Genomic DNA, 24683 nt, shown 5'->3' with positions numbered 1-24683 from the left:
CGAGGCGCGGCTACGATCGCCTGTCATGGACTGGCTGGAGCGCACCGCGGAACTGAGGCAGTGGACCAGAAGCGGGACCCGCGCTCCGCACAAGCCGTTGCTGTTGCTGTACGCGCTCGGTCGGTTCCAGCAGGATGCCGTCGGCGAACTGCGGTACAGCGCGGTGGAGGAGGATCTGCAACGGCTGCTGACCGAGTACGGCCCGCCGAACAGAACGACTCCGGCCTACCCGTTCCACCACCTGGTGAGCGACGGCGTCTGGGAGGTGCGCACCAATCACGGACCGGGCAGCCCCGGCAGCGGGGTGCGGGAGTTACGGGCCACGGGGGCCGCGGGGCGACTGTCACCGGAACTGCGGGCGGCGCTACAGAGTGAGCCGGAGCTGCTCGGCCGGATGGCACGGGTCCTGCTCGACCTGCACTTCCCGCCTTCCCTCCACGGCGACCTGTGCGAATCCGTCGGCCTGGAGCTGGAGCCAGCACAGACCGGACAGCCCTCGGCCGCCGTGCGGAGGCGACGGGACCCGCGGATGCGGGAGCGGGTCCTGACGGCCTACGAGTACCGGTGCGCCTTCTGCGGCTACGACGGCAGGATCGGCACTGTGCCCGTCGGGCTGGAGGCCGCGCACGTGCGCTGGTGGGCGTTCGACGGCCCTGACGACGTCGACAACGGACTGTGCCTGTGCTCGCTGCACCACAAACTCTTCGACAAAGGCGTCCTCGGTGTCGGCGACGGCCACCGCATCCTGGTCTCCCAGCGCTTCGTCGGCCACAGCCCCGCCGCCCGCGAGCACGTCATCACGCTCGCCGGCCGCCCACTCATCGGACCTCAGCCAGGCGCCCACCCTGTCGCGGCGATCCACCTCTCCTGGCACACCAGCCAGGTCTTCCACGGTAGCCCACGCCCCGCCACGGCCCCATGACCGTCGAATCGTCGACCGCGCCCCACTGATAAGGAGCGCACCGCCACCCGCCGAAGATCCTCCGTCAGATGCCGTTGATCTTTCGGCCATTACTTCCGACGCCCTGGCTAAATGTCGTGTGCGCAGGATCTCGAAGGTCCTGCGCACACGATGAAGCGCCCGTGGAAGGCCGAGCCCTTTTGAGGCCCGTTCAGATGGCCGGAGGGATCCTTTCTGGGGTGCTCAGTTCATCCGCTTCAGGTCCCGGGCGCTCATGAGCCGGATCGAGAACGGCGAACGTGGCACAACACCCGTCCTCGTCCGAGCTCTGCTGGACCTGTACGCGTCGACAACGAGGACCGACGTGCCGACGTGCTCGACCTTGTACGAGCAGACAAGGAGCAGCAGAAGCCCTGGTGGCGGAAGTACTCCACGGTGCTCACCCCGACCCACTACGACGGGTACCTAGCGCTGGAGGCCGGCGCGACGCGCCTCGCCAGCTACCAGCCGATGCTGGTGCCGGGGCTGCTCCAGACCGAGGACTACGCGCGCGGTGATCTCCCAGATGAGGAAGGACCTGGCGACACCGCAGGTCGAGTCCCTGGTCAGGGTCCGCATAGAGCGGCAGAACAGCCGCCTGGGCAGAGAGACCACCGCCAGACTCTGGGCGATCCTCGACGAAGCCGTGCTGCGAAGGACAGTCGGCTCCGTCGAAGTGATGCGCGACCAGATGCGGAAGCTGGTGGAGGCAAGCGAGCAGCCGAACGTCACCGTGGAGCTGCTGCCGTTCTCACTCGGAGCGCATCCCGGCCTGTACGGTCCGTTCGTCATCCTGACCTTCCCGCACCCCACGCCGGACCTGGTGTGGCTGGAGAATCCCAAGAACTCCGTGTATCTCGAGTCCCCGTCAGACGTGGACAACTACATGGACATCTTCGACCAGTTGAGGGGCACCGCCCTCGACCCATCGGAGACCCGCACCCGCATCGTGCGCATCAGCAAGGAGCTCGAAGAGTGAGCACGCCCAACATGGCCGCTCGGCACGACGTCACGACAGCCCCACGCGGCGTCGATCTCACGCACGCACGGTGGCGGAAGAGCTCGGACAGCGGGGGTGCCAACGACTGCGTGGAAGTCGCGGAACTGGGCGAACACGCCGCAGTGCGCGACTCCAAGGACATCGGCCGTCGTCCGTTGCTGTTCTCGAGGGTGGCGATGCGAGCGCTGGTCAGTGGGATCGTCTGCGGGTCAAATTGGTGAGCGCCGGGGCTGGGAGTGGAGAGGGTACCGTGACGGTCGTCGTGGTTGGCGCTCCGGTCTCACGACGGGGGTGGCACCTTTGGAGGCCGGGTTCTCCGTGTGCCTCGTGGCCGAGGAGATCACCTGATGCACATCCCTCGCCGCCGGCGCAGATCGCGCAACTCCTTGCTGAGTCACGGTCGTTCATGGCATGGACCCTCGTCGCGGCTGGAGGGGAGGATGCCCATTTCGAGGAGGTCTCGGCTTGACTCTGTGGGGATCTCAACTGCGAAGAGCCGCATTACCGCGGAGGAGCCGGTCGGTCACGTCTTGCGCTTCGGTGCCAGCGTCGGGGACTTAACCCTTGACGTCCAGGAGAAGAGCGTCCAGCTCCTCAACGGCATGGCCGCGTTCTGCCCCCTCCCCAAGGCCCCGCCCGCCCAGGAGGTCGACAGGTTCCTTGTGCTTCAAGATGAGCACGACAGTGCGTTGAAGCCCGCTGCCGTAGGGAGTCGGTCAGAGGGCGAATCCTCCTGCAACAGCCCGGAGCCACGATCAACGCGCACTTACATTAGGAACATCCGTCGTGCTCGCTGGTCCGTTGCGTTGCATACGGAAGGAGGGGAAGAGCGAGGATGCCAAAGCGCACTAGACGCGCAGCTGTGCTCGCTGCTGAACAGCGCGCGGTCGACCACGCGTATTCCTGTCTGGAGAGGGCCCGGCGGGAGGCGTCGGAGCTGATCGGCCTCGACGCCGCGGCCAGCGGCAAGGACTCCATCGATGCCCGGCAGACCTGGGAGCGGGAGCTGGCGTCCCTCGACATCGGAGGTAAGTCTCTCGTCTTCATGAGGGCCGATGTCGACGAGGGTGAAGGCCGTGAGACGTTCTACGTGGGGCGCCGCGTGGTGCGTGACGAGCAGCTGAATCCCGTTGTGGTCTCCTGGAGTTCGCAGGCCGCGGTGAACTGGAGGCTGACCAGCGAGCGGGATCCGGGACAGGTGCTGCTGTTGCGTCAGATTATCTGTGATCAGCAGGTGGTCAAGCGCTATCTCGATCTCCACGGATCGGAAGCGGAACCACCGGTGGGACCGGCGGCACCGGTCGCCATCGCCGCGCCGGGCACGGCGGCTGAGGAACCGGCGTGGCGTGATCCCCTCCTCGACGAGATGGACCGTGCGCGCGATGGCTCGATGCACGACATCGTCGAGACCATCCAGCGGGAACAGCTCCGGCTCGTGGCGGAGGAACCTGCGGGCGCACTCGTGATCCAGGGCGGTCCGGGCACGGGTAAGACGGCGGTCGGCCTGCACCGCGTGACCTGGCTGCTGGACAACAAGCACCGGACAGCCAGGGAAATCCTCGTCATCGGCCCCAATCGGGGATTCCTCGACTACGTGGGCGTCACTCTGTCCGAACTTGGCAGCGATGACGTGTCGATGCTCGAACTACCCGCGCTCTGGTCGGCGGCAGCGTCGCCCCGAGACCCCCGTCAGGTCGCCGCGGTGAAGGCCGATCCGAGGATGGCTGAGGTACTGCGCAGGGCCGTCGACTGCGAGTCGACCAGCTCGGCGGAACGGTTGACCGCACTTGTGGGTGGGCCGGTCTTCACCTTCGAGCTGAACCGCCGCGAAGTCGTTGTCCCTGTGGAGGAGATAGCGGAGATCGCTGGTGCGGCGCTGGCCGGCGACAGTCCGTACCAGGTGCGCCGGGAGCGGTGCGTACAGCGGATCACGCAGCACCTGACCGATGTCTACATTGGGCTGCTGCCCGGCCCCGCTGACATCGACTACCTGGCCGAGACGGCCAGGGCCCGCCCTGTCGTACGCCTCCTCAAGCGGATCTGCCCCAACCTTGCGGCCCAGGACGTGCTGTGGGGCCTGTTCTCAGGCGGGGCCGCCCTCGGCCGTGCCGCCGAGGGCATTCTGTCGGCCGCCGAGCAGGACCTGCTCGCCGCGCCCCGCCCGGGAGCCGGTCCAGGTAGCCGCGCGGCGCGCTCGCGGACCGAGCCGAGCCGCGAAGATCTGGTCCTTCTCGATGAGTTGGAGTACGTACTGGGTGGACGCCCCCAGAAGGTGTACGGGCACCTGGTCATCGACGAAGCACAGGACGTCACGCCGATGGAGGCCAGGGCCCTGGCACGGCGCTGCCCCAGCGGTTCGATGACGGTGCTCGGCGACCTCGCGCAGTCGACCGGGCCATACCTCCACCAGGACTGGGACGGGCTCGGGAAGGTGCTCGCCAGCCGGGACGGATGGCGGGTCACCCAGCTGCTCACGGGATTCCGCGTACCGGGAGAGGTCATGGCCTTCGTGGCCCGGCTCGGGGAGCACTGCGCGCCCGGCGTGGCAGTGCCCGACTCGGTGCGCGACACGGGCACGGACGTCGCCGTGGTCCAGGGGGCGAAGGTGGGAACTCTGGCAGCCGAGGCCGTAGCACGGCTACGGGCGAGCGCGCCTGACGGAGCGGATGAACGCTCGATCGGCGTGATCGTGCCGCCGGGCGGTAAGTGGGTCAGCGACATGGTGTGCGCGCTCGGTCCGGAGAGTCTCGGGAACCTTGCCGTCCTCACCCCGGCTGAGGCGAAGGGCCTCGAATTCGACCACGTCGTCGTGGTGGAGCCTGCCGGAATCGTCGCAAACGAGTCCGTGGGCCTGAGGCATTTGTATGTCGCGCTGACGCGGTGTACCCAGTCGCTGACCGTCGTCCACGCCCTACCCCTGCCCCCGCAGATCGGCGGCCCGGACCCGGTTTCCCCGCCCACCGCCGCATCCGCTCCCTCCCCGCGTGACGCGAAGGGCTCTGCCGCGGAGCCCGCGGCGAGCCGGTGCAGCCGGTACTTCGCTGACGGAACTTCGTGCACCCATTCCACTCACCACGCGGACAAGTGGTGCAGGACGGCCCCCTGCGGGGGCTTCCGCACCGCTGAACCGGTGGTCGTGGCCCAGCCCCGGCGCCTTGCCCCAATCGTCGGTGCGCGGGACCAGGGCCGTCTCAGCCTCGACGCGCGGCAGCGTGCCGCCGTGCGAGTCAGCTCGGGGGCGTGCGGGGCTTTCGTCGCACGGCACCGGGGCGGCCTGCGCGAAGCGGCGGTGGAATTGCACGCCATGCTCGTCCCGTTCGTCGAGCAGGCCCGGCACCTGCGCGCCGCGGACGGCACCTGGGTGCTGGATCTCGCGGGATTCCGCATCGTGCTCAGTCCCGAGGCCGACACGATCACGGGCTACGACGCGGTGCATGCGGAGCGGAGCTTCGCGCAGTTCGAGGCGGGCGTCGAGTCCCGGGTGGGTAAGGACGCCCGGGCCGCGCGGAGATCGGTGCTCACCGCGCCGGTGCGGAAGAGCGGAACGCTGCTCGGTGCCGAGGAACTGGTCCGCCTGCTCGACGCAGGAGCGGTGCACGCCACCGGCTCGGCCTGCGCCGGATACGAGCAGGTGGGGCAGATGCGCGGTATGGCCGATGAAGCCTTCGTACGTGCGATGCGTGGAGCGCTCGCCGATGATCTGCGGACCGCGGACATCGAGTTGTTCGAGACCTGTGTCATCGTCGAGGGCAGCCGCTTCCAGTGGCGGCTCTCGCCCGACGGCCGCTCCCTGCTTACCGTGCGCGAACCCGGTACGGACTACCGCAGACCACCAGCCTTCCCCAACTCCCTCCCCGAGCCCCGAAGGGCGACCATGTTCAGCACCGGCACGGCACCTCAACAAGTCGAAGAGGAACGGGCGGAGGAGGATCGGCCGGCCGAAGCGAGCAATGGCCTGGAACGCCTGGTGGCCGCGCGCACGGTGGCGTCGCGGGCGGACCGGTCCCACGAAGCGCTCCGGCACCGCCTGCTCGCCGACCTCTACGACAGCGCGCCGGAGGTCGGGGAGAGCGCCTTCGTGGACGCCTGGTGCACGCGGGCTGAAGGCACCGTGCTCTTCGACGTATTGGGTAGCGAGGAAAGCACGTACCCGTCCATCCGAGAGTCGGTGCTCCACCTCATGGAGGTGTCCCATCTGCGTACGGAGGGCCAGGCGGAGTTCCTCGTCATCGTGTTGTGCGGCGAACCGGCGGAACCCTGGGTGGCCGACGCGGTCGATGGCGCCTTCAGCGTGCTCCTCGCCTGGCGCGCCAACGGGACCTGGGCGGGGCCGGGAGCGCGGCACATCGTGGCCTAGCGAGGACCCTCCCACCACCGTCAGAAGACCTGACAAAATACGACGCAGGTTTCGAACGCGGGAGACAAGCGGGGGCGGATGGGGAACGAGGACGCTGCGGCCGATCGGCTCGGCGGCGGATTCGGCGCGGGGGAACTGCCGATCACGGAATCGATGACGCGCGCTGAGATGGTCGAGGCGTGGCGGGCACGGCGGTCCGCCCGCCGCTCCGCCGCGATCACCGGTCCCGGGGGCGTGGTCGACGGATTCGCGTTGCGCAAGTGGCGCAGGGCCGGGGTCTTCGGCGTGGAGGCGGTGGTGCGTGTCGAGGACGTGCTGCGGGGGCTGTTGGAGTCCATGGATGCAGAGGACGAAACCCTGCGGTGGAGCACAGACACCATTCGTGCGTGTCTGGACGGACAGCCGACACCTCAACTTCTCCCCGCCGTCAAGGCGCTGCTCGAAGCCGCCGAACCGGGCCGGGCCGTCGCGCAGACGGCCGCCGTGCTCTCCGCCGTCCACGAGGTCGGCCTGCCCTGGCTCTCCCCGGCCGGTGAGCGCCGCCTCGCGGTCATCGCGGGCGCGGACCCGGCGGCTGACCTCGGCGCGGACGACCTCCCTCGCGGTGCCGAGGAAGACCCCACTGGGGCCTTCGCGCTTCAGCAGGCCCTCGCTCGGAGGAACCTGGACGAGCTGACCACGCACCACCTAGGGGCAATTGTCCCCTGGGCACCCCTCGGCATCATCGACGACCTTATCGAGGCAGGCGTACTGGACCGCGGCCACCAGCCGTGGACCCTGCGGGCGGACGCCGACGAACAGGGCTACCTGCTCGCCAGGCTCGCACCAGAGAAGACGGATGCCGCCCTCGCCCGCTCGCTCGGCTGGGACGAGCCCGGCGAGCGGGAGGCGTTCCTGGCGGGCGAGCCGGTCCAGCCGGCGCCGAGCAGCCTCTACGACCTGCTTCTGCGTGTCGCGGATGGCGAGACGGACGCCCTCAAGGAACTCGAGGATCTGTTGCCTCGCGAGCTGGTGCTTCGCCTGCGCAAGGTGCGGGATGGCTCTATGACGGGCTCCTGGGACCCGGACATCCCCGCCGACCGTGGGCTGTGGCGGCTGATGTGCGCCCTGTGGGAGCCGAGGGCCGCGGTAAATCCGGCGCGCGGTCCGTTCTACGCCCTCGTGGCGCTGCGGCACGCCTACGACCTCATCTGCCAGGGCGAGAGGAAGAAAGCCCAGGCGCAGGTCGACAAGCTCGTCGATCATGAAGGCGCGTCAGCCGAGCACGCGGCCGAGGCATGGAACATGTTCGCCTACCTCGCCCTGCTCGATGACGATCTCGACCTCGCCTACGTCTCGCTGGCGCGCGTCGCCCGAACCGACCGCCGGGTCGAGGAGAACCTGGCTCTGCTGGACCGTCGGCGGGGGACCAAGCGCAACGATCGGGATCAGCCCGCCAATCCGTATCTGGAGCTTGGGCTGCCGCACAAGAGTGAGCACTGGAAGCACCAGTGGCGCGAGCGCAGGCGGGCCGACCGGGATGACCTCGACCTGGCGGCGCAGGCCAACTGGGCGAAGCGCCGGATCGAGCAGGCCGAGCGGACCGAGGACTGGTCCGACTTCTTCGTACTGCCGCTGGATCCCGCGGCCCTGCGACTGCCCACAGTGAGACCGAGGTCCCTGACGCCGCGGACCGCCGCGATGCCGCGCCGGACCACGCACCAGGCCGCCACGGACCTCGCGACGGTACGCGACCGCGCGATCGCCGACCTTCTACCCACCCTGCTGACCGCGCCCCGGCGCCCCGATCACGACCACAGGACGACTTCATGAGCAGCAAGTCCGCACGCCGCAAGAGCAGCCCGAACGCGGCCGGACAGGCCAAGAAGCCCACGGGGCGGATCCGCCGCAAGGAGAACCAGGAGTTCGCGGCGGACATGAAACTGCGTACCCTCAGGCCGGAGGAGCTCCTTCATCCGGCGCAGCTCCTCGCCCGTTTCACCGAACGGGCCGCGGAGCTTATCGCGCAGCTTCCGCAGGATGTCCGTCCGACCCCCGCTACGGTCAATGCGGCACTGCGGCAGGGCGTGCTGGAGGCATTTCGGACGCGGGACGAGCACATCGCGCGGCTGGTCGAGACCGACCTCCTTGCCAGCACTCCCGAGCAGGGGGCAAAGGCCATCCGCCGGGCGGTGCGCGCCTCGCTCGTCGACATGGGGGTCCGTGTGGTCGAGGAGGCCGACGAGCAGGAACTCTTCGTCGTCGTCGAGGGCGAAGGCGAGGGCTTCGAGCTGGTCCGGCCCGCCTACGTGGACCAGGCGACGGACAAGCTGCTGCTCGCCGGCCAACTGCGCCGCATCCCAGCCCCGAGGACCCTGCCGGAGCATGACGGGACCAGTGCGGTGGACGTGCGGGGAGACGATGCCAAGTGACCTCGACAGGGATCGACTTCGGTACGACCAACTCCGTCGTGGCCCAGTGGCAGGGCGACGACGCCGAGGTGCTGCCGCTCGATGCCCACCACATCGACGCCGACTGGCGGCGGCCGGGGTTTGAGCAGCTCTTCCCCTCGGTCGTGGGTGTCAGCTCGCTTCGGCGCGGCCCTCTGTTCGGCTGGGAGGCCAAGCTCCGCTCCGAGGAAGCGGCCGAAGCTTGCAAACGGCTCCTCAAGAGCGACGAATACGTGACCATCCAGGGCAGGCGCTTCGCGGCGACCACCGTCGCAGCGGGTGTCTTCACCGCGATGCGCGACGGCGCCCAGCGCAACCTCACCGACATCGATCGCGCCGTCATCACTGTGCCCGCCAACGCGACGGGCGCTGCCCGGTACCGGACCAGGGCAGCGGCACGGTTCGCCGGCATCGAGGTCCAAGCCCTGCTCAACGAGCCGACAGCGGCTGCCATCTCGTACGTCCACGACTTCCGCGAAGACTCCCAGATCCTGGTCTTCGACTGGGGCGGCGGCACCATCGACGTGACCGTGCTCGACTACTCGGACGGGTTCTTCGAGGAGCGTGCGTCACGCGGAGTGACGGAGCTCGGCGGTCTGGAGATCGACCGGCGGCTGCGTGAGCTCGTCCTCGAACGAGCGCCCGCGCGCAGGGCCTGGACTCCAGCCCAGGAACGGCAGTTCCGCCTGGACGTGGAGCGGAACAAGATCCTGCTCTCCTCCCAGCCGTCCGTCACGGTGATCACCCCCGACGGTGTCGGCGTCGAGATCCACCAGGGCGAGCTGGAGGAGGCGATCGGTGACCTCGTCGACCGCGCTCTCGGGCCTGTGGAGCAGTGTCTGAAGGACCTGCACATGGCCCCGCTCGACGTGGACGAGATCCTCATGATCGGCGGTACGAGCCAGATCCCCAGCGTGCGGGCCGCGGTCGCCGAAGCACTCCAGATGGAGCCCGTGCCCACTGAACTGTGCCACCCGATGACAGCGGTCGCACGTGGCGCGTCGATCGCGGCGGCGGTGCTCGCCGGTGAGACCGAGGGAGTCATCCAGGTCGCAACCAGTCATGCGCTCGGCACGATGGTCAAGGACTCCTCGGGACGCAAGCGGTTCAGCCAGATCATCCCCAGGAACTCGCCGCTGCCTTGGAAGGAGCGCAAGAGCTACACGCCGCACCAGGACCACGCGCGGAAGTTGTCCGTGGAGATCTGGGAGGGTGACCCGGACAAAGAGCTCGCCCACCGCGACAACGTGCAGCTCACCGAACTCACCCTCACGTACCCCACGCCGCGGGTCCGCGACGAGTCCCGCTTCGATCTGGAGTACACGTACGACTCCAATGGCCTGCTCCACGTCAAGGCCACCCTGGAGCACACGGGCGAGGTCGTGGTCGACCAAGAGGTCGAGAGCTTCGGTTCGGGTGGCCCCACGCCCGAGGTCCGAGAAGAGCTGGACCGCCTGCTGAAGGGCAACTCGAATCCGGACCCCCTCAGGACGGCCGCCTCGGCCGCAGGCGCCCACCCCGTTCCCGCGCCTCCGAAGGCGCGGCCGGTGACGCTCGACGGCGGTCCGCACACCCTGGTCGTCGACGGCTCGAACCTCGCCTGGATCGGTCATTCACCGGTCCGCCCGGGGGTCTATGAAGACGACGATCACCCGAGTTTCTCTCAGCTTCAGGCCGCGCGGGCGGCGCTGGCCAAGAAATACCCCAAGGCCGACATTCATGTTGTGGTCGACGCCAGCTTCCGGCACAAGGTCGCGGACACGGAACGTGAAGCCGTGGAGGCCGCCCTCAGCAAAGGCGACATCATCCAGCCGCCAGCCGGTACCGAGGGCAAGGGCGACGCCCTCGTGGCGGTCATCGCCGACGACTCCGGTGCGATGGTCGTGACGAACGACAACTTCGCAGAGCTGCACGACCGTTATCCGTGGCTTCGGGAGAAGGGGCGGGTTCTGGGCGCCACCTGCTCCAAAGGGATCTGGTTCTTCACCGAGCGTACCTGCGTGGCGCCGCGGGGACGAGGGTAAGGGGGAACCCCCGGTTATCCTGCCCTCGAAACTCGACACACCACCGCCATACGACCGACCCGCTCAGCCGTCAACCCTACCTACCGGCGAGTTCAGCGAACTACCGCTATTCCAGCGAGGGTTCGCCGGCCACTTGTCTGCGGAGCGATTCGACCTCGGCTCGCAGCGCGGAGTTCTCCTCTTCCAGCTCTGCCTTGGTACGGCGGTTCGCTGGAGCGCGCTGGGGGCGTAGGTCCCGGCGGCTGGCAGGCGATGCGTTGGGAAGATCCTCGAAGGGGCCAATGGGCTCGAACGCCACGATCACTGACGGATCTTTGACGCGAAGGTCTCCGTCGCCTCGGTACTGCGTCAACTCGACTGCGTACACCGCTGCCTGCCGCATCTGCCGGTTCAAGAACTCGACGATCGCCCTCAGCTCCAGCGGGATCCGGTCCGCGACGAACAGCAGCCGCATCTGCCCGGCGGCCAGCCGTTCCTCGACCATCGACCAGAACTCTTCCGCGGAACGGTCACCGAGCAGCAGTTCCCCGTACGCCTCTTCCAACGATCGGCCGTCCGCAGCGCAGGTCCCCTCGAAGGAGCGCTGGAGCAACGCTCCAGGCCAGTACCGCGCTCCGTTCGCCGCGTAGTCCAGCATCTGACCCACCACCTCTCGGCGGATACGCGTATCGCTCGCCCGCTTGACCTCCACCAGCGTGGGCACCCCGTCGGCGTCGACGAAGAGATGGTCCAGCCAATACGCCGGACCGCTCTCGCCGCTCGTCGGAACGCCCATCTCCCGCGCGACCAACACCAGCCGCAACGGCTGCCCGTCGGCCAGCGAGCCGAAATCCAGCACCCGCGGATGGCGCGCGAGGAGTTCCTGAAACTCCGCCTCGGTTTCGAACGCGGCCGGCTCCAGGGCCTGCAGATGGCCGCCCAGGACGAATACCGGCTGCTCAGTCACTTGCTGCCCCCAACCTTGTCGTCTCGCGGTCGTGTTCACTGATCGCTTCCGAACCAATTGATACTGAAAGCCACCAAAAGCGGCGACTCCACCGTCCCGCCGGGATCGGCATCCTGGCTCCAACTTGTCTTCCAGTACGCCGGGTTTGGGCGGCTCACCGACAAGGCCGACTATGCCCGCTGAACGATCCGGGATCGTTTCAGTTCGAGTCCGACGTGGACACGAGCCACGCTTCCATCTCAGCCCGCTCACGCTGTGCGAGGCGCTGCGACCGCACGGTGGCGTCTGGCCTCAGCAGAGTCGGTTCGTAGACACCGTAGTCGGCGAGCAAATCGGACGAAATGGCATGGGCCATCGTGCACAGCTGCATGCTTCCATTGCACAGGGCTTCCAGATACCCGATGCGATGGCACGGGCTTCCCGTATCACTCGACACCGGCACCCCCGGCACGAAGCGGGCGGTTCCATTGAGCGGCGTGCGGTCCAGGAGCACCTGTGCAGGAGACGAAGTGCCAGCGAGCACATCGGCATCTCCATAGGCTCCGGCCCACTCCGCATATGCGCACGCGAGATGAAGACCGTAGAGCACGCTGGCTTCCAGACGGGTGAGGTTCAGCACGGGGTCGGCTGCATCCTCTGCCGTGGGCGCAGGTTTCGAAGCCAGATCGACCTGCAGGTGAGCGCTGCCGTCGGAGTGCCAGACGGCGTGGACGCCAGGTCCGGAGATCCGCATGCGGCCCCGGCGGATCACCGGCGCGTGGCCCAGCAGGTCGCGGGACAAAGCGGCCGACGGTGCACCCCCGGGACGCGCTAGTGCACCGAGGAACCCTCGCACATCCTGGAGAAAGGTGCGGTCGATGCGGCGCTCTGCTCGTCCCGTAGGAACCACAGAAATGTCCATTCTGATGCTGCCATCAACGGGAGACGCCAACCACGCGCAGTCGTCCTCGAACTGTGCGGTTACCCGATGGGAGTGGTCTTCTGCCAGCTTGAAGCGGTCGCGATAGAGAGCCGCTATCTCTGATTCGTCCAGCCAGGCAGTGGTCCGGCCCAGCCGACGCGCGTACCCGTACCGCTGCTGCCCCTTGCCTCCGGTGGGGCGAACGGCGTGCGGGGCGACCGGACTACGCGGGACCCCGATCAGGATGTAGCCGCGCTCCGGAGTGGTGGGACTGTCAGCGATCATGCGTATGCGGAAGTCCGGGGGAAGAAAGGGGAAGACACGACTGCGTAGGCCCTGGACAAGCTGGTTGTGCAGTTTGTCGCTGATCGTGACGGGGTTCAGACCCTCCGCGTTGCCCTGGTCATTCTCGGTGACGCCGACGACGATCAGGCCACCTCGCGCGTTGGCCATGGCTGACACGTCCTTGGCGAATTCGTCCAGTCCATCGGCGTCCTTGGTGTACGCGTTGTCCTGTTTGAAGTCCAAGTCCACGTCTTCCGCTGCATGCTGGTCGCAAAGCTCGACCAGATGGCTTCGATCCAGGCCGTCGAAGTCCGCGCCGAGCAACTGAGCAAGTCTGGGGATCCTCACCGTCACCTGCGCAGGTTACGCCCGATAGGCGCAACGGAAACCTCAACTCTGCGCTGCGTACCGCCTGTTGAGGCGTACCCTGAAGGGTGACTCCCTGTCGACGGTGTGTACGCTCTCCGAATCTACGAACGGTCGAGGCGCAGCTCAGGCGCAGCGGCTTGTCGGGGGAGGGACGTAGATGTCACTTTTCGATCCGCAGAGGCTGATCGCGGGCGCACGATTACGGCTGCCGGGACACACCGAGCCTGTCACCGTGATCCAGGTCCAACCAGGCGCCTACTGGGAGTTCCTCGTCAAAGGCGACGCCGGGGACTACCAGAGTGTCAGTCTGCCCGAGGATGAGCTGCCCGGCATCGAGGTGGTCGACGTCGGTGGCGAGCGGCGGTACGACTCGGACGCGCGAGTCTTCCGGCTCGGTGTGGAAGCGCGCAGGATCCGCACACGCTTCCAGAACGACATGGGGGCTCTTTCTGTCTCCAGCATCGAGCCGCTGCCGCACCAACTCGAAGCGGTGTACGGCAGGTTCCTGGAGGAACCTCGGCTGCGTTTCCTGCTGGCTGATGATCCAGGGGCCGGCAAGACGATCATGACCGGGCTCTACATCAAGGAGCTCCAACTCCGCAGTGCGGCCGACCGAGTGCTGATCGTCGCCCCTGCCAACCTCGGCTTCCAGTGGCAGCGCGAACTCGACGAGCGCTTCCGGATCGCAGCCCGCCGCATCACCAGGGACACCCTGGACGCGGACCCCATGGCCAACCCCTGGGAGTCCGACGGCGTCTTCATCGTCTCCCGCGATCTGCTGAAGACGGAGACAGTCCTCGCTTCCTTCGCCGCCGCACAACGCCCTTGGGACCTGGCGGTCCTCGACGAGGCCCACGGCTACACCCTGAAGGTCAACAAGCGCGGGGCGATCGACAACCGCACAGGCCGGTACAAGGCCGCCGAGCGCGTGGCACGTCACGCTGAACGACTGCTGCTCCTCACGGCCACTCCGCACTCCGGCCGCGAGGAGTCCCTGTGGGGGCTGATGCGGCTGCTGGATCGCGACGCATACGGCGACCGGTGCCCCGACCGCGTAGAGATCATGCCGCACCACTACTCCAGGACCACCAAGGAACAGATGGTGGACCTGCGCGGCCGTCCTCTCTTCCGGCCACGCGTCGCGCACACTGTCGCATACACCCTCGATGGTGCCGAGCTCGACCTGTACAACCGGGTGTCCCAGTTCATCACCCAGGGTCTCGCCGAGATCCGTCGCGAGCGCACCGACGGCGGCCGTGCATCCGTGTCCGGTTTCGCCCTGACGACCATGCAGCGTCGGCTGGCTTCTTCCGTACGGGCCATCTGCCGGACCTTGCAGCGCCGCGTGGAGCGCCTGGAGCGGGAACTGGAGCAGCCGACAGCGACAGCCACGGACCTCGGCTCAACCCTGCTGGACAAGAACACCAACGGTGACCGTCCCGAGGACGAGCGCTGGGCGCTCGAGGAGCAGGCTCTTGATCAGCTCTCCCTCTTCAGAGACCCGGAGGAGATCGGGGCCGAACTCGGTCTTCTCCGCCCGCTGCTGGCGCAAGCCGAGGAGACGGCGCTTCTGGGCGGGGAGATCAAGCTGCAGGAGTTATGGAAGATCCTGGATCAGTACGGGGTCGGCGACGACGCCTCGAAGAAGCTCCTGGTTTTCACCGAGCACAAGGACACCCTGGACTTCCTGGTCCGCGGGCTGTCCCCGCACTTCGACGTGGCTGTCATCCACGGTGGCCTGCGCCCTGCGGAACGGGTACAGGCCGAGCGTGACTTCCGGGAACATGCGCAGATCATGATCGCCACCGAGGCGGCGGGCGAAGGAATCAATCTCCAGTTCTGCCACCTCATGGTCAACTACGACATCCCATGGAACCCCAACCGCCTTGAACAGCGCATGGGACGAGTGCACCGCATCGGCCAGACCGAGAACGTTCATATTTTCAATCTCGTCGCGGCCAACACCAAGGAGGGGCACGTACTGGCCACGGTGCTCGGAAAGATCGAGACCATGCGCCAGAACGAAGCTCTGGGGGACCAGGTCTTCGACGTCATCGGCGAAATACTGTCCGGCTACCGTCTCCCCGAACTACTCGAAGCCGTCGTATCAGGTGAGCGGACATCTGAGGATGCAGCAGCTCAATTCGGTGCAGACGACGGGGAGTTCGACGATCAGCTCATCGCGCGCATGCGCGAACTCTCGGAGAAGGCTCTGGTCACGGGCCACATCGACTGGCGGATACAGCGCCAGGAGACGACCCGGGCGGAGGAACGTCGGCTGCCTCCCGAACACCTCAAACGCTTCTTCCTCGACGCCGTCGACCATCTGCACGGCCAGGCGCGCGAGCGGCTGGACCACGCGAGTATCAGGGTCACCCGGACCCCGGACATCCTGATCGCACGCGACCGTGATCTGGGTACGCTCCGCCAGCTGCAACCCACCTACGAGCGAGTCACCTTCGACAAGAGTGTCGCCGTGCAACGGCTGGCGCAGGACGCGGAGTCAGGGGCGCCGCGAGCGGAACTCTGCGGTCCCGGGCACCCTTTGTTCGAGGCGATCCTGGACCTGGTCATCGAGCAGACGACGAGCTCGCTGCAGCGCGGCGCCGTCTTTCATGATCCCGGACTCAGCGCTCCCGCACTGCTGCACATCCTGGAAGGCGAAGTCACCGACGGACATCGCTCGACAGTCCACCGCAGCATGGCTTCCGTCATCGAGGCCGCCGGCGAGTTCCTCCCCACGAGCGGCGCACTGTACGACCTGCTGCCTGGGCGACCCGCACAGCCGACTGGAGAAGGGTTGGCGCCCGCCCGTCCGGAATCCCAGCTCATCACGTGGGCGCGAGCCAATGTCTACGAGGCTCGACTGCGCGAGGTCCGCGAGCGCCGTGCACGCACGGCCGACATTCAAGAGGAGTTCCTGACCACCTCGTTCCGTACCCTGCTGGCTCGCTACGACGCCGAACTGATCGATCTTGACGAGGAGTTGGAGGAAGGAAGAGCCGGCGCCGAGGGCCGTCATCGCAAGACGGAACTCATTCGGCGCACAGTGCTCGAACGCCGTGACAGGCGGATCGCGGACACGGCTCGCACACGGCAAGTGGACCGCGGGCCTGTCACTGTTCTCGCGCAGGCAGTGCTCCTACCTCCGCCCGCGTCGTCCAGTCCTGTCGATGTCTGGGCCGAGCATGCAGCGAACAGGCGCGGACTCAGCGATCCAGAGATCGAACGGATAGCCGTCCAAATCAGCATGGACCACGAATACGCACATGGCTCCGAAGACCTCAGGTCCGTCGAAGCCGACAACCTGGGCTTCGACCTCGTCTCCCAACGGGCTGAGACCACTCGCTACATCGAAGTGAAGGGACGCGCCGGAGTGGGGTCCGTCGAGCTCACCTGGTCCGAGTACATCGCTGCCGGCAAGTTCGGTCCTGCCTACTGGCTCTACGTAGTGCTCGACTGCGCTACCGATCACCCTCGGCTCTACCGCATCCAGGACCCGGCCGTCGCCCTTGCCGGGAAATTCCGGCCCACGCATGAGGTGCGCTACAGCGTCGCCCCCGGACCCGTCATCGAAGCAGCGCAGGCCGTAGGAGGAGACACACAGTGAGACGTGCGCTCATCGAGGAGAAGCTCCCGCTGGCCCCCGTCAATGCCGCTTCCGCGCGGGAGAAGCATCTGCGACACGGCCACATCTCCACCATGCACCTGTGGTGGGCTCGCAGACCCCTCGCTATGGCCCGAAGCGTGGTGCTCGCCAGCCTGGTCCCCGACCCAGGAACCGACAGCCCACCCGCCCGCGAAAGACTGCTCACCGACATCAGCCAGGCCGCCCCTTTCGAGGCTTCATCCCGGCCCGCCTATCTGGCCCCGCTGCGCACCGCTCTCGCCGCCGCTTGGCCCGAGCGTCGTCCCAAAGTCCTTGACTGCTTCGCAGGAGGGGGTGCGATCCCTCTGGAGGCCGCGCGCCTCGGGTGCGACACCACCGCTGTCGACATCAACCCCGTCGCCCACCTCATCCAGCGTTGCGTCCTGGAGTACCCCGCTCGCTTCGGCGGTGTTGGTGAGGACGGGGGCCGGCCTTTCATCGACGAGTTGACCCAATGGGGCCAGTGGGTGCGTGAGACGGCGGACGCCCGGCTTGCCGAGGCCCTTCCCCGCGGGGAGGACGGCACCAGGGCCGCCGTGTACTTTTGGGCTCGCACCCTGCCGTGCGCAGACCCGCACTGTGGCCGGACGATTCCACTGATCTCCTCGCGCAAACTCGCCGATTCCACCCGGCACCGGATTCGTCTCGACTACGACCAACGACGGGACCGGATCGAACTGCGCCTCGCAGAAGGCCCGCCTACTGACGGCAGCGACTGGAAACTCGGTACCAAGACCAGTCGCGGCTCCCAGGTGACCGTTACTTGCCCGGTTTGCGGAACCGCCCGTCCGGACCGGGAACTACGTAGCTACGCACGCGAATACGGCTTTGGTCACTACCTCTATGCGGTGCTCGACATCGATCCCGACGGGATACGCACTTACCGTGAGCCCACGGCTGCCGACCATGCCGCGGTTGTGCAGGCCGAAATCTTGGCAGATAGTCTGGACGACTATCCGGATGGGACAAGCCCCATCCCTGACGAGCTGGTGACGCGCTCACAGTTCCGGACGCTCCGCTCCTTGACCTACGGCATCGACACCTGGGCGGGCATGTTCACCCCCCGCCAGCGGTTGGTCCTCGGCGTGCTGACCCAGGCTGTACGGTCCGCCCACGTGGCGATGCTGGAGAGCGGCACGGAGCCGGAACGGGCCCAGGCTCTAGCGACCTATCTGGGGCTCGCAGTCGACCGCGTGGTGGATTACAACTCGTCCTTCGTCACGTGGCGGCCCACTGTGGAAGCGCCGCGCAGCACCTTTCCTCAGCAATCCATCCGCATGGCCTGGGACTTCACCGAGATCGACCCGTTCAGCGACGGCCCAAGCGGCTGGTCAAGCGCCCTCAATTGGATCACCCAGTCCCTGCGCCACTGCGCCGCCGCCACCGAGGGCAATCCCTCCCAAGTCCAGCGCGCCAACGCTCAACACCTCCCCTTTGCCGACGGTGAGTTCGACGCAGTCATCATCGACCCGCCCTACTATGACGCTTTTCAGTACGGCGACCTCTCGGACTTCTTCTACGTCTGGCTCAAGAGGTCCATCGGACACCTGTACCCCGAACTCTTCGCCACCGCGCTGACTCCCAAGCGTGCCGAGGTAATCCAGAACCGCGCCCAGCGCGACTCCGCCGAGTACATATCCCGCGACGAATTCGAGGCCCGTCTGCAACGTGCCCTAGACGAGGTGGCCCGAGTCGTTGCCGATGACGGCATCGTTTCGTTGGTCTTCGCCCACACCGACAACGCTGCTTGGGAACATCTGCTGCGTGCTCTGCGTCGGGCCGGCCTTAAGGTCACGACCTCATGGCCGATGCAGTCCGAAAGGACAGGACGCACCACCGCCAACGTAGGTTCGGTACTGGCCTCCTCAGTAGTACTGGTCTGCCGCAAGGTGGGCAAGGCCATCGACGGCTTCTACGACGATGTGGTGCGCGACCTGGACGTCCGCATCGCCAAACGCCTCGCTGTCTTCGATGACATGAAACTGTCCGGCGCCGACTACTTCGTCTCGGCCATCGGCCCCGCCTTCGAGGTCTTCGCCCGTTACTCCCGAGTCCTGCGCCTGTCGGGAGACGAAGTGGGGGTTGACGAGTTGATGGTGCTGGCCCGTCAAGCTGTGGCCCGACACGCCACCAGGTCACTCACTGGAGGCGAATCCCTGGAGCGCCTGGACAGTCGTGCGCTCTTCTATCTCACTTGGCGCTGGGCATACGACGGACTGGCGATTCCCGCAGACGAGGCATACATGCTGTGCCGCGCGTTCGATCTCCATCTGGACGCCCTCACCGTACGGGGAGGGCTGATACGGAAGTCCGGCTCCGACTACAAACTGCTCGGACCTCACGAGCGCCGCAGCATCACGCTCGGCCAGCGCCCCTCCTGGGTAGATGTGATGCACTGCGCCTGCCTGCTCTATGACGAGGGTCGCCGCCAGGAACTCGACGCGCTGCTCGGCGCCAGTGGCGCAGGCACCGAGCCTGCCTTCTGGGCACTGGTTACCGCCGTCACCCAGCTCCTGCCGGAAGGCTCCCGTGAGCGCACTCTGCTGCTCGGTCTCGGTGGCAACCGCGACGACCTGGCGGAACGGGCTGCCAAGTACTCCCCGGACTTCGAGGAGCTCACTCTCTTCGGCCCGCAGCTCTGATACCGCTCGAGCACCCGCATAGCGAAAGGAACGTCCGTCCCGTGGCCGGCCTCAAGAGTTGGAACGAGATAGCCCCTCCGCACCTGGACATCGTCAACGGCTCATTCGACGAGGCGCTGTTCGCCGCAGACCTGGGCTTGGTCAGCAAAGGAGAGGGCCCACAGGATTACCTCGATGCCCAACTCTTTGTGCAGAAGACATATTTGACAGCAAATCTACGCACCGCTCTTGTAGAGATCGGGAATCGACTGGCCGGAAATCCCGCCGCCAAAGCAGTACACAGAATGCAGACGGAATTCGGTGGCGGAAAGACACACACCCTGCTGTCCGCCTATCATCTCTTTGGCAACGCCCGTGCACTGTCACGCACCCGACTTGCCCGCCAGCTCTCCTCCTCCATCAAGGATGGCCGCCTTCCGCAAGCCACCGTCGTAGTCCTCGACGGCTCCGCTCTGACCCCGGATCGCACCAAGGAGAACCGCTCGCCGGGACGTACCCTGCTCGGTCATCTCGCCTTTCAACTTGGCGGGCAAGGAGCATACGAGGGTGTTCGCGCGGAAGACGAGGCCCGCCAAGCGACCTCCACCGCTCATCTGGTGGCCCTGCTCAAGCGCTACACACCTTGCCTCATCCTGATGGATGAGACCCTCGAATACCTGGCGAAGACCATCACCGCCGATGGCGACCAAGGCGCTCTCACCACCAACACTCTCGTCTTCATCAAGGAGTTGACCACGGCGGTCGCCAACACCCCCGGCGCCTGTCTGGTCGCGACCCTCACCGCTTCCCACCTCGAAGATTTCACGGGTATCAACCACGAGGATCTACTGGAGCGCTTGGCAAAGATATTCGGCCGGACCGAGAACGTCATCACGCCCGTCGAAGGCGATGACATCTTTCCTGTCCTGCATACCCGGCTGTTCCAGAGCACCGGTACTCCAGCCCAGCGCCGTACCGTTGCGGACGCTTACGGCGACTACTACGCCGAGCAGTTCGGCGATGCTCTGCCAGCTGTATACCGTGATCCGGTCTACCGCGATCGCATCGAGGCCGCTTACCCCTTCCATCCCGAGCTGATCGACCTGCTCACCCATCGCTGGGGCTCGCTGTCCGGCTTCCAGCGCACACGCGGTGCGCTGCGCACCCTCGCACACAGCATCAAGGCTCTCCATGCGGAAGGGCGCATCTCCCCCCTTATCCACCCGGGGGACATCCCTCTCCATGACCCCGGCGTGCGGGCTGAGATATTGAAGATCACCGGTGGTTCCTACCTGGCGGCTCTGAACGCTGACATCATTCGCGAGGACTCGCGAGCCCGCATCGAGGACCAGCGCCGTGGCGGCGAGGTCGAGAAACTGAGGCTGGCGACCAAGCTCGCCACGACAGCCTTCGTCAACTCCTTCGGCTCCGACAAGGTCCCGGGGGCATCCGACGCCCAGATGACCGTCGGTGTGGGCCGACCAGGGCTGTCTCGCGGCGCTCTCGAAGATGTCCGGGACACCGTGAAGAATGTCGCCTGGTACATGCGCTACGAGGGTGGCCGCTACCGTTTCACCACCGAACCCAACCTAAACAAGGTCATCGTCGAACGTGAGAGCGCCGTACCCGAGGACGCGATCGCCGAGCTACTGGAAAAGGCCACCAAGAGTGTGGTTCCGGCCGAGTCCCCCTGGCGCACCCAGACAGACGTCCTAAGCTCTGCGGACGTCCGCGACGAACCTCGCCTGACACTCGCTCTGCTCGATCCCGAGCACCGGGTCGAGCCTTCTGCCCCGGGCGCCGTCAGAGAGGCAGCCCACCGCATCCTGAGCGAATACGACCAGTCCGGCCGTACCAACAAGAACACGCTGGTCCTGGTCGCTCCCGACACCGGCGCCCTCGGCCGTGCCCGCGCACTGGCACGAACCCTGGCAGCGATGCGCGAACTGCGAGACGACGTACACCGGCTGAAGCGGTTCAATCAGGAACAGCAAGCCGACCTTCGTGAAAGGGTCGTACGCGCCGAGGACCGACTCCCCGGGCTGCTCACCACGGCCTACCGACACGTGTTCTTGCTGGCCAACGGCACGGGCGGATCCCCGCCCACCACACAGCACCTCGACCTCGGGCTCCCCCGCGCCAGCGAGACCGTCACCTCCCGGGTCACGGAACGTCTGCGGTCAGGTGACGGTCTACTGGATAGGCTCGCTCCGGCCGCATTGTTGTCGGACCGCTTCGACCTGCTTCCGGCAGACGTGGAAGCGGTCGAGATAGAGGACCTACTCAAGGCGTTCCGGCGCTTCCCCCGGTTGCCGAAGCTTGCCTCTATCGAGGTACTGCGCGACTGTCTCGCCGAGGGGGTCAGGCGTGGAGTCTTCGGCCTCGTTTCGGGAGCCACCTGGCAGGCAGCCGACGCAGTGATCCGCATCGGGGAAGAGATCTCTCCGGATGAGATCGACTTCCAGCCCGGCACGTGGCTGGTACGGGCCGCACGCGCCCAGGCCCTGCGCGGCCCTGGGGCAACTCCTGCGTATCCTTCTGACACGAGTAGCCCGCGGACAGGAACGGCTGTCGCCTCCGGGACCAGGGAGCCGAAGACCTCAGAGGCCCCAGCGCCAAGGCCGCCCTCGGCAGGCCCAACCAGTCTGCGACTGCATATTGCAGATGTCCCGGCTGACAAAGTTCGCGACGTCGTAAAAGTGGCGGTGCTGCCTTTCGCCGCACAGGGCGCCGAGGTCCGCGTAGAACTCGACGTCTCCGTTCGAGCCTCGAAGCCGATACCCCCGCATGTCATTGACTTGGTCGTTGAGGAGGGTCTCGGCCAGCTTGGCCTCCGGGCTGAGACGTACGAACAATAGGCGGCGATGTCCTCGATGCCCGGCAGCGAAGGGCACGGCATCGCCTCTGACTGCCAAGTGACGGCACGCTCGCGCGAACTTGCTCATGCAACGTCCGGCACGGCCACGGCTATCTCACCGCGCGTCCATCGCCTGGGAGAAAACTGGGAGAAGATCTTCTCTCAGAACCCCTGCCGAGCCATCCCAGACCAACCGAGACCAATCACCTGACCTGCGTAAACGACATCCAGAGCAGGTAAGGATCTTGATCGGACCTAATTCGGGACGAAGAGGTCGTGGGTTCAAGTCCCGCCACCTCGACGCTGATCAGAGGGCCAATCGCATGATCGCGATTGGCCCTCTTTCATGCTCGGGGAGGCCAAACGGGTCTGGTCAGGCCACCGCGTCGTCCTCTTCCTCACTCCCCGCGTCCTCCCCAGCGATCCGCGAAGGGCGAGCACCGAGGTCAGGAGGCGGAGCGCGGCCGAGGCTTGGGCATGGTCAGTGCAATCGCTTACCGGGTCGTGGTCCATGACAGCTACAGCGGCCACACGGTCACCGCGGAGCTCTTCGCTGACGTACGACGAGGCGGTCACTCTTCGGCTCCTAGGACGCGTGCACAGAGGTCGAGGCGAACAACTGAGTCTCCGAGATCCTGCGCACCATCTCACCGATGCTCGACAGGGACACCTCCAAAGAGGCACGGGAACGGCTCTACGACCACCGCGTCCATACCCGCAGAGTTCTGCTACGCCGTGCGCCCTGGATGGTGTCCGTCACCCACGCCCGAACGCTCATCACCTGGACCGTGAGCCCCGTGATCTTGCTGCCCCTGGCACACCGACAGACCGCAGAACTCCCCACGTGCGCATACGACTTCAAGCCCCACGGGTCCGCCTGATGCTCGACACGTGACCTAGATACTCAACTCGCACCCCATCTCGACGCTTGAGCCGGACGATAACTGTGTGAACGGTGGGCCACAGCATGGCTGTGTGCGACCGAGTCGGCGACAGAGCGCCATGGTTGTGTCGTCGAAGTCTGGAAACTCGCGAGTCGCCTGCTCGATGACGGCGGCTGCCGACTGCTGCTGGCCTGCCGCGAATCGTTCTGCGACGGCCATCAATGCGCGATGGGGGGCGGCGTCCAGTCGGGCTCGGAGGAGGTGGCTGCCTCCCGAGGGCCAAAGCCGCTGGCCAACAACCGCAAGAAGGCGCCCAGATCGCACGCTACGACACCGGTCTCCCCCTCCGAACCGAGCGAACCGAGGAAGACCACAGGCTGATCGACGAGTGGGCTGTGCTGACAGATCAGCCAGAACGTCGCATATCCACCCGAGCCATCCTGGCCGAACACGTGGAAATCGTTGCCGCCCCTGTCACAGGCTGGCGACGACCGGTGTCACTGTGCGGCTACGCATGATCTGCCAGGACTGGCCGGGCCAGCCGGACGTCGAGCATCGACCAGGACCGGACAAGCCCCACCTCGTACCCGACACGGTGTTCTTCCGCTGCGGAATCTGACCGCCGAGCTACCCCGCCACCATCACACGCGAGTTGCCTCGGCTCGGCGGCCCCACGGTGCGCAAACCTCGCTCCCGGTCCGGGCTACTTGAGGTCGATCATGCTGACCGGCTGGCCGGTGGTGCGGGCGATTGTTTCGAGGTCGCGGTCGTAGTGCAGGAGTGTGAGGCCTGCTTCTTCTGCGGCTGCGGCGACGAGGAGGTCGACAGTGCCGGCGCTGCGGTGTTCGCCCTTGTCGGTGAGTTCGCGCTGGACGACGCGGGCGCGCCGGTAGATGCCGTCGGGCATGGGGCACCAGGTGAACTGGTTGAGGCGTTCCTGGACGGCCTCGCGGTCCTTCGCGGAGCGTGCGGAGTAGAGCACTTCCAGCTCGGTGAGGTCGCACAGGGCGATCAGACCGGCGCCCATCCTCTGTTCCCAGTCGTCGGTCGTCTGGCGAAGCAGGAGGCGGGCCAGGGCCGATGTGTCGATGAGGTGGTCGGCAACGCTCACCGCGCGGGACCGCCTCGGTAGTTGCGCTTGTCCAGGAGGAGTTCGACGTCGAGGCCGCCTTCATCCGCGAGGTCCTGCAGTTCGTGCAGGGCACGCAGGCGGCGGTTGCGGGCGACGACCTCGCGTAGGGCGGTGTTGATGGTGTCCCGCTTGGTGGAAGTGCCCAGCTCCTTCGCTGCGGCCTCCAGCGCTTCGTCGTCGAGATCGATGACGGTTCTGCTCATGAGCCCACCCATCTCCATATACACCAGAACGTGTATCAATATACATGATCGAATGTATCGCGAGGGGGCGTCAAAGGTTCGAGGTT

General features: G+C 66.6%; 13 protein-coding genes and 2 pseudogenes. 11 read left to right on the top strand and 4 right to left on the bottom strand.

Features of this window, described 5'->3' with window-relative positions; genetic code table 11:
• Window positions 1-25 precede the first annotated feature (25 nt).
• From G3I78_RS16015 to G3I78_RS15985, 7 genes and pseudogenes are all read left to right on the top strand, one after another.
• Window positions 26-922 (top strand): phosphorothioated DNA-binding restriction endonuclease, encoded by an 897-nt coding sequence (locus G3I78_RS16015; RefSeq protein WP_164424845.1) that lies wholly within the window; start codon window positions 26-28, stop codon window positions 920-922.
• Window positions 923-1448: 526 nt separating this feature from the next.
• A pseudogene (locus G3I78_RS16010) lies at window positions 1449-1919 on the top strand (DUF5753 domain-containing protein); the annotation flags it as partial.
• An 11-nt stretch (window positions 1920-1930) separates the two neighbouring features.
• A complete protein-coding gene (locus G3I78_RS16005) occupies window positions 1931-2161 on the top strand; it encodes a DUF397 domain-containing protein (protein WP_164425316.1) in 231 nt (76 codons plus the stop codon).
• A 614-nt stretch (window positions 2162-2775) separates the two neighbouring features.
• Window positions 2776-6297, top strand: coding sequence for a UvrD-helicase domain-containing protein (locus G3I78_RS16000; RefSeq protein WP_164424841.1), 3522 nt, complete (start codon window positions 2776-2778; stop codon window positions 6295-6297).
• 153 nt (window positions 6298-6450) lie between these two features.
• The gene (locus G3I78_RS15995; protein ID WP_164424839.1) at window positions 6451-8109 is read left to right on the top strand and encodes a hypothetical protein; all 1659 of its coding nucleotides are present in this window, start codon (window positions 6451-6453) and stop codon (window positions 8107-8109) included.
• The gene (locus tag G3I78_RS15990; RefSeq protein ID WP_164424837.1) at window positions 8106-8708 is read left to right on the top strand and encodes a hypothetical protein; all 603 of its coding nucleotides are present in this window, start codon (window positions 8106-8108) and stop codon (window positions 8706-8708) included. The genes G3I78_RS15995 and G3I78_RS15990 overlap by 4 nt, the downstream gene beginning before the upstream one ends.
• Window positions 8705-10750, top strand: coding sequence for an Hsp70 family protein (locus tag G3I78_RS15985; RefSeq protein ID WP_164424835.1), 2046 nt, complete (start codon window positions 8705-8707; stop codon window positions 10748-10750). The genes G3I78_RS15990 and G3I78_RS15985 overlap by 4 nt, the downstream gene beginning before the upstream one ends.
• Before the next feature lie 106 nt (window positions 10751-10856).
• On the opposite strand, the gene G3I78_RS15980 is transcribed toward G3I78_RS15985, so the two are convergent.
• The gene (locus tag G3I78_RS15980) at window positions 10857-11696 is read right to left on the bottom strand and encodes a hypothetical protein (protein WP_239157838.1); all 840 of its coding nucleotides are present in this window, start codon (window positions 11694-11696) and stop codon (window positions 10857-10859) included.
• A gap of 199 nt (window positions 11697-11895) precedes the next feature.
• Window positions 11896-13236 (bottom strand): ATP-binding protein, encoded by a 1341-nt coding sequence (locus G3I78_RS15975; RefSeq protein ID WP_164424833.1) that lies wholly within the window; start codon window positions 13234-13236, stop codon window positions 11896-11898.
• A gap of 172 nt (window positions 13237-13408) precedes the next feature.
• Here G3I78_RS15975 and G3I78_RS15970 point away from each other — a divergent pair, with 172 nt between their 5' ends.
• The 4 genes and pseudogenes from G3I78_RS15970 to G3I78_RS51980 form a co-directional block, all read left to right on the top strand.
• Window positions 13409-16861: a helicase-related protein gene (locus G3I78_RS15970; RefSeq protein ID WP_164424831.1), complete on the top strand. Its 3453-nt coding sequence runs from the start codon at window positions 13409-13411 to the stop codon at window positions 16859-16861.
• Entirely contained in the window at window positions 16858-19542 is a 2685-nt protein-coding gene (locus tag G3I78_RS15965) for a DUF1156 domain-containing protein (RefSeq protein ID WP_164424829.1), read from the top strand. The genes G3I78_RS15970 and G3I78_RS15965 overlap by 4 nt, the downstream gene beginning before the upstream one ends.
• A gap of 41 nt (window positions 19543-19583) precedes the next feature.
• On the top strand, window positions 19584-22379 hold the full coding sequence (locus G3I78_RS15960) for a DUF499 domain-containing protein (protein WP_164424828.1): 2796 nt from the start codon (window positions 19584-19586) through the stop codon (window positions 22377-22379).
• A 422-nt stretch (window positions 22380-22801) separates the two neighbouring features.
• Window positions 22802-22954, top strand: a pseudogene (locus tag G3I78_RS51980) (ATP-binding protein); the annotation flags it as partial.
• Between the two features lie 1011 nt (window positions 22955-23965).
• Here G3I78_RS51980 and G3I78_RS15950 read toward each other — a convergent pair.
• The gene (locus G3I78_RS15950; RefSeq protein WP_164424826.1) at window positions 23966-24373 is read right to left on the bottom strand and encodes a PIN domain nuclease; all 408 of its coding nucleotides are present in this window, start codon (window positions 24371-24373) and stop codon (window positions 23966-23968) included.
• On the bottom strand, window positions 24370-24597 hold the full coding sequence (locus G3I78_RS15945) for a type II toxin-antitoxin system VapB family antitoxin (protein WP_164424824.1): 228 nt from the start codon (window positions 24595-24597) through the stop codon (window positions 24370-24372). The genes G3I78_RS15950 and G3I78_RS15945 overlap by 4 nt, the downstream gene beginning before the upstream one ends.
• Window positions 24598-24683: the final 86 nt, after the last annotated feature.

The organism is Streptomyces sp. SID13726, assembly GCF_010548375.1.
GTDB lineage: Bacteria > Actinomycetota > Actinomycetes > Streptomycetales > Streptomycetaceae > Streptomyces.
The sequence above is the reverse complement of the archived record's forward strand: the minus strand, read 5'-3'. Positions and strand labels throughout refer to the sequence as shown.

What these genes read in the sequence shown, in the direction of transcription:
- G3I78_RS15945 (WP_164424824.1), bottom strand. Translation starts at nt 24,597, where the DNA reads ATGAGCAGAACCGTCATCGATCTCGACGACGAAGCGCTGGAGGCCGCA.
- G3I78_RS16005 (WP_164425316.1), top strand. Translation starts at nt 1,931, where the DNA reads ATGGCCGCTCGGCACGACGTCACGACAGCCCCACGCGGCGTCGATCTC.
- G3I78_RS15970 (WP_164424831.1), top strand. Translation starts at nt 13,409, where the DNA reads ATGTCACTTTTCGATCCGCAGAGGCTGATCGCGGGCGCACGATTACGG.
- G3I78_RS15990 (WP_164424837.1), top strand. Translation starts at nt 8,106, where the DNA reads ATGAGCAGCAAGTCCGCACGCCGCAAGAGCAGCCCGAACGCGGCCGGA.
- G3I78_RS16015 (WP_164424845.1), top strand. Translation starts at nt 26, where the DNA reads ATGGACTGGCTGGAGCGCACCGCGGAACTGAGGCAGTGGACCAGAAGC.
- G3I78_RS16000 (WP_164424841.1), top strand. Translation starts at nt 2,776, where the DNA reads ATGCCAAAGCGCACTAGACGCGCAGCTGTGCTCGCTGCTGAACAGCGC.
- G3I78_RS15995 (WP_164424839.1), top strand. Translation starts at nt 6,451, where the DNA reads ATGACGCGCGCTGAGATGGTCGAGGCGTGGCGGGCACGGCGGTCCGCC.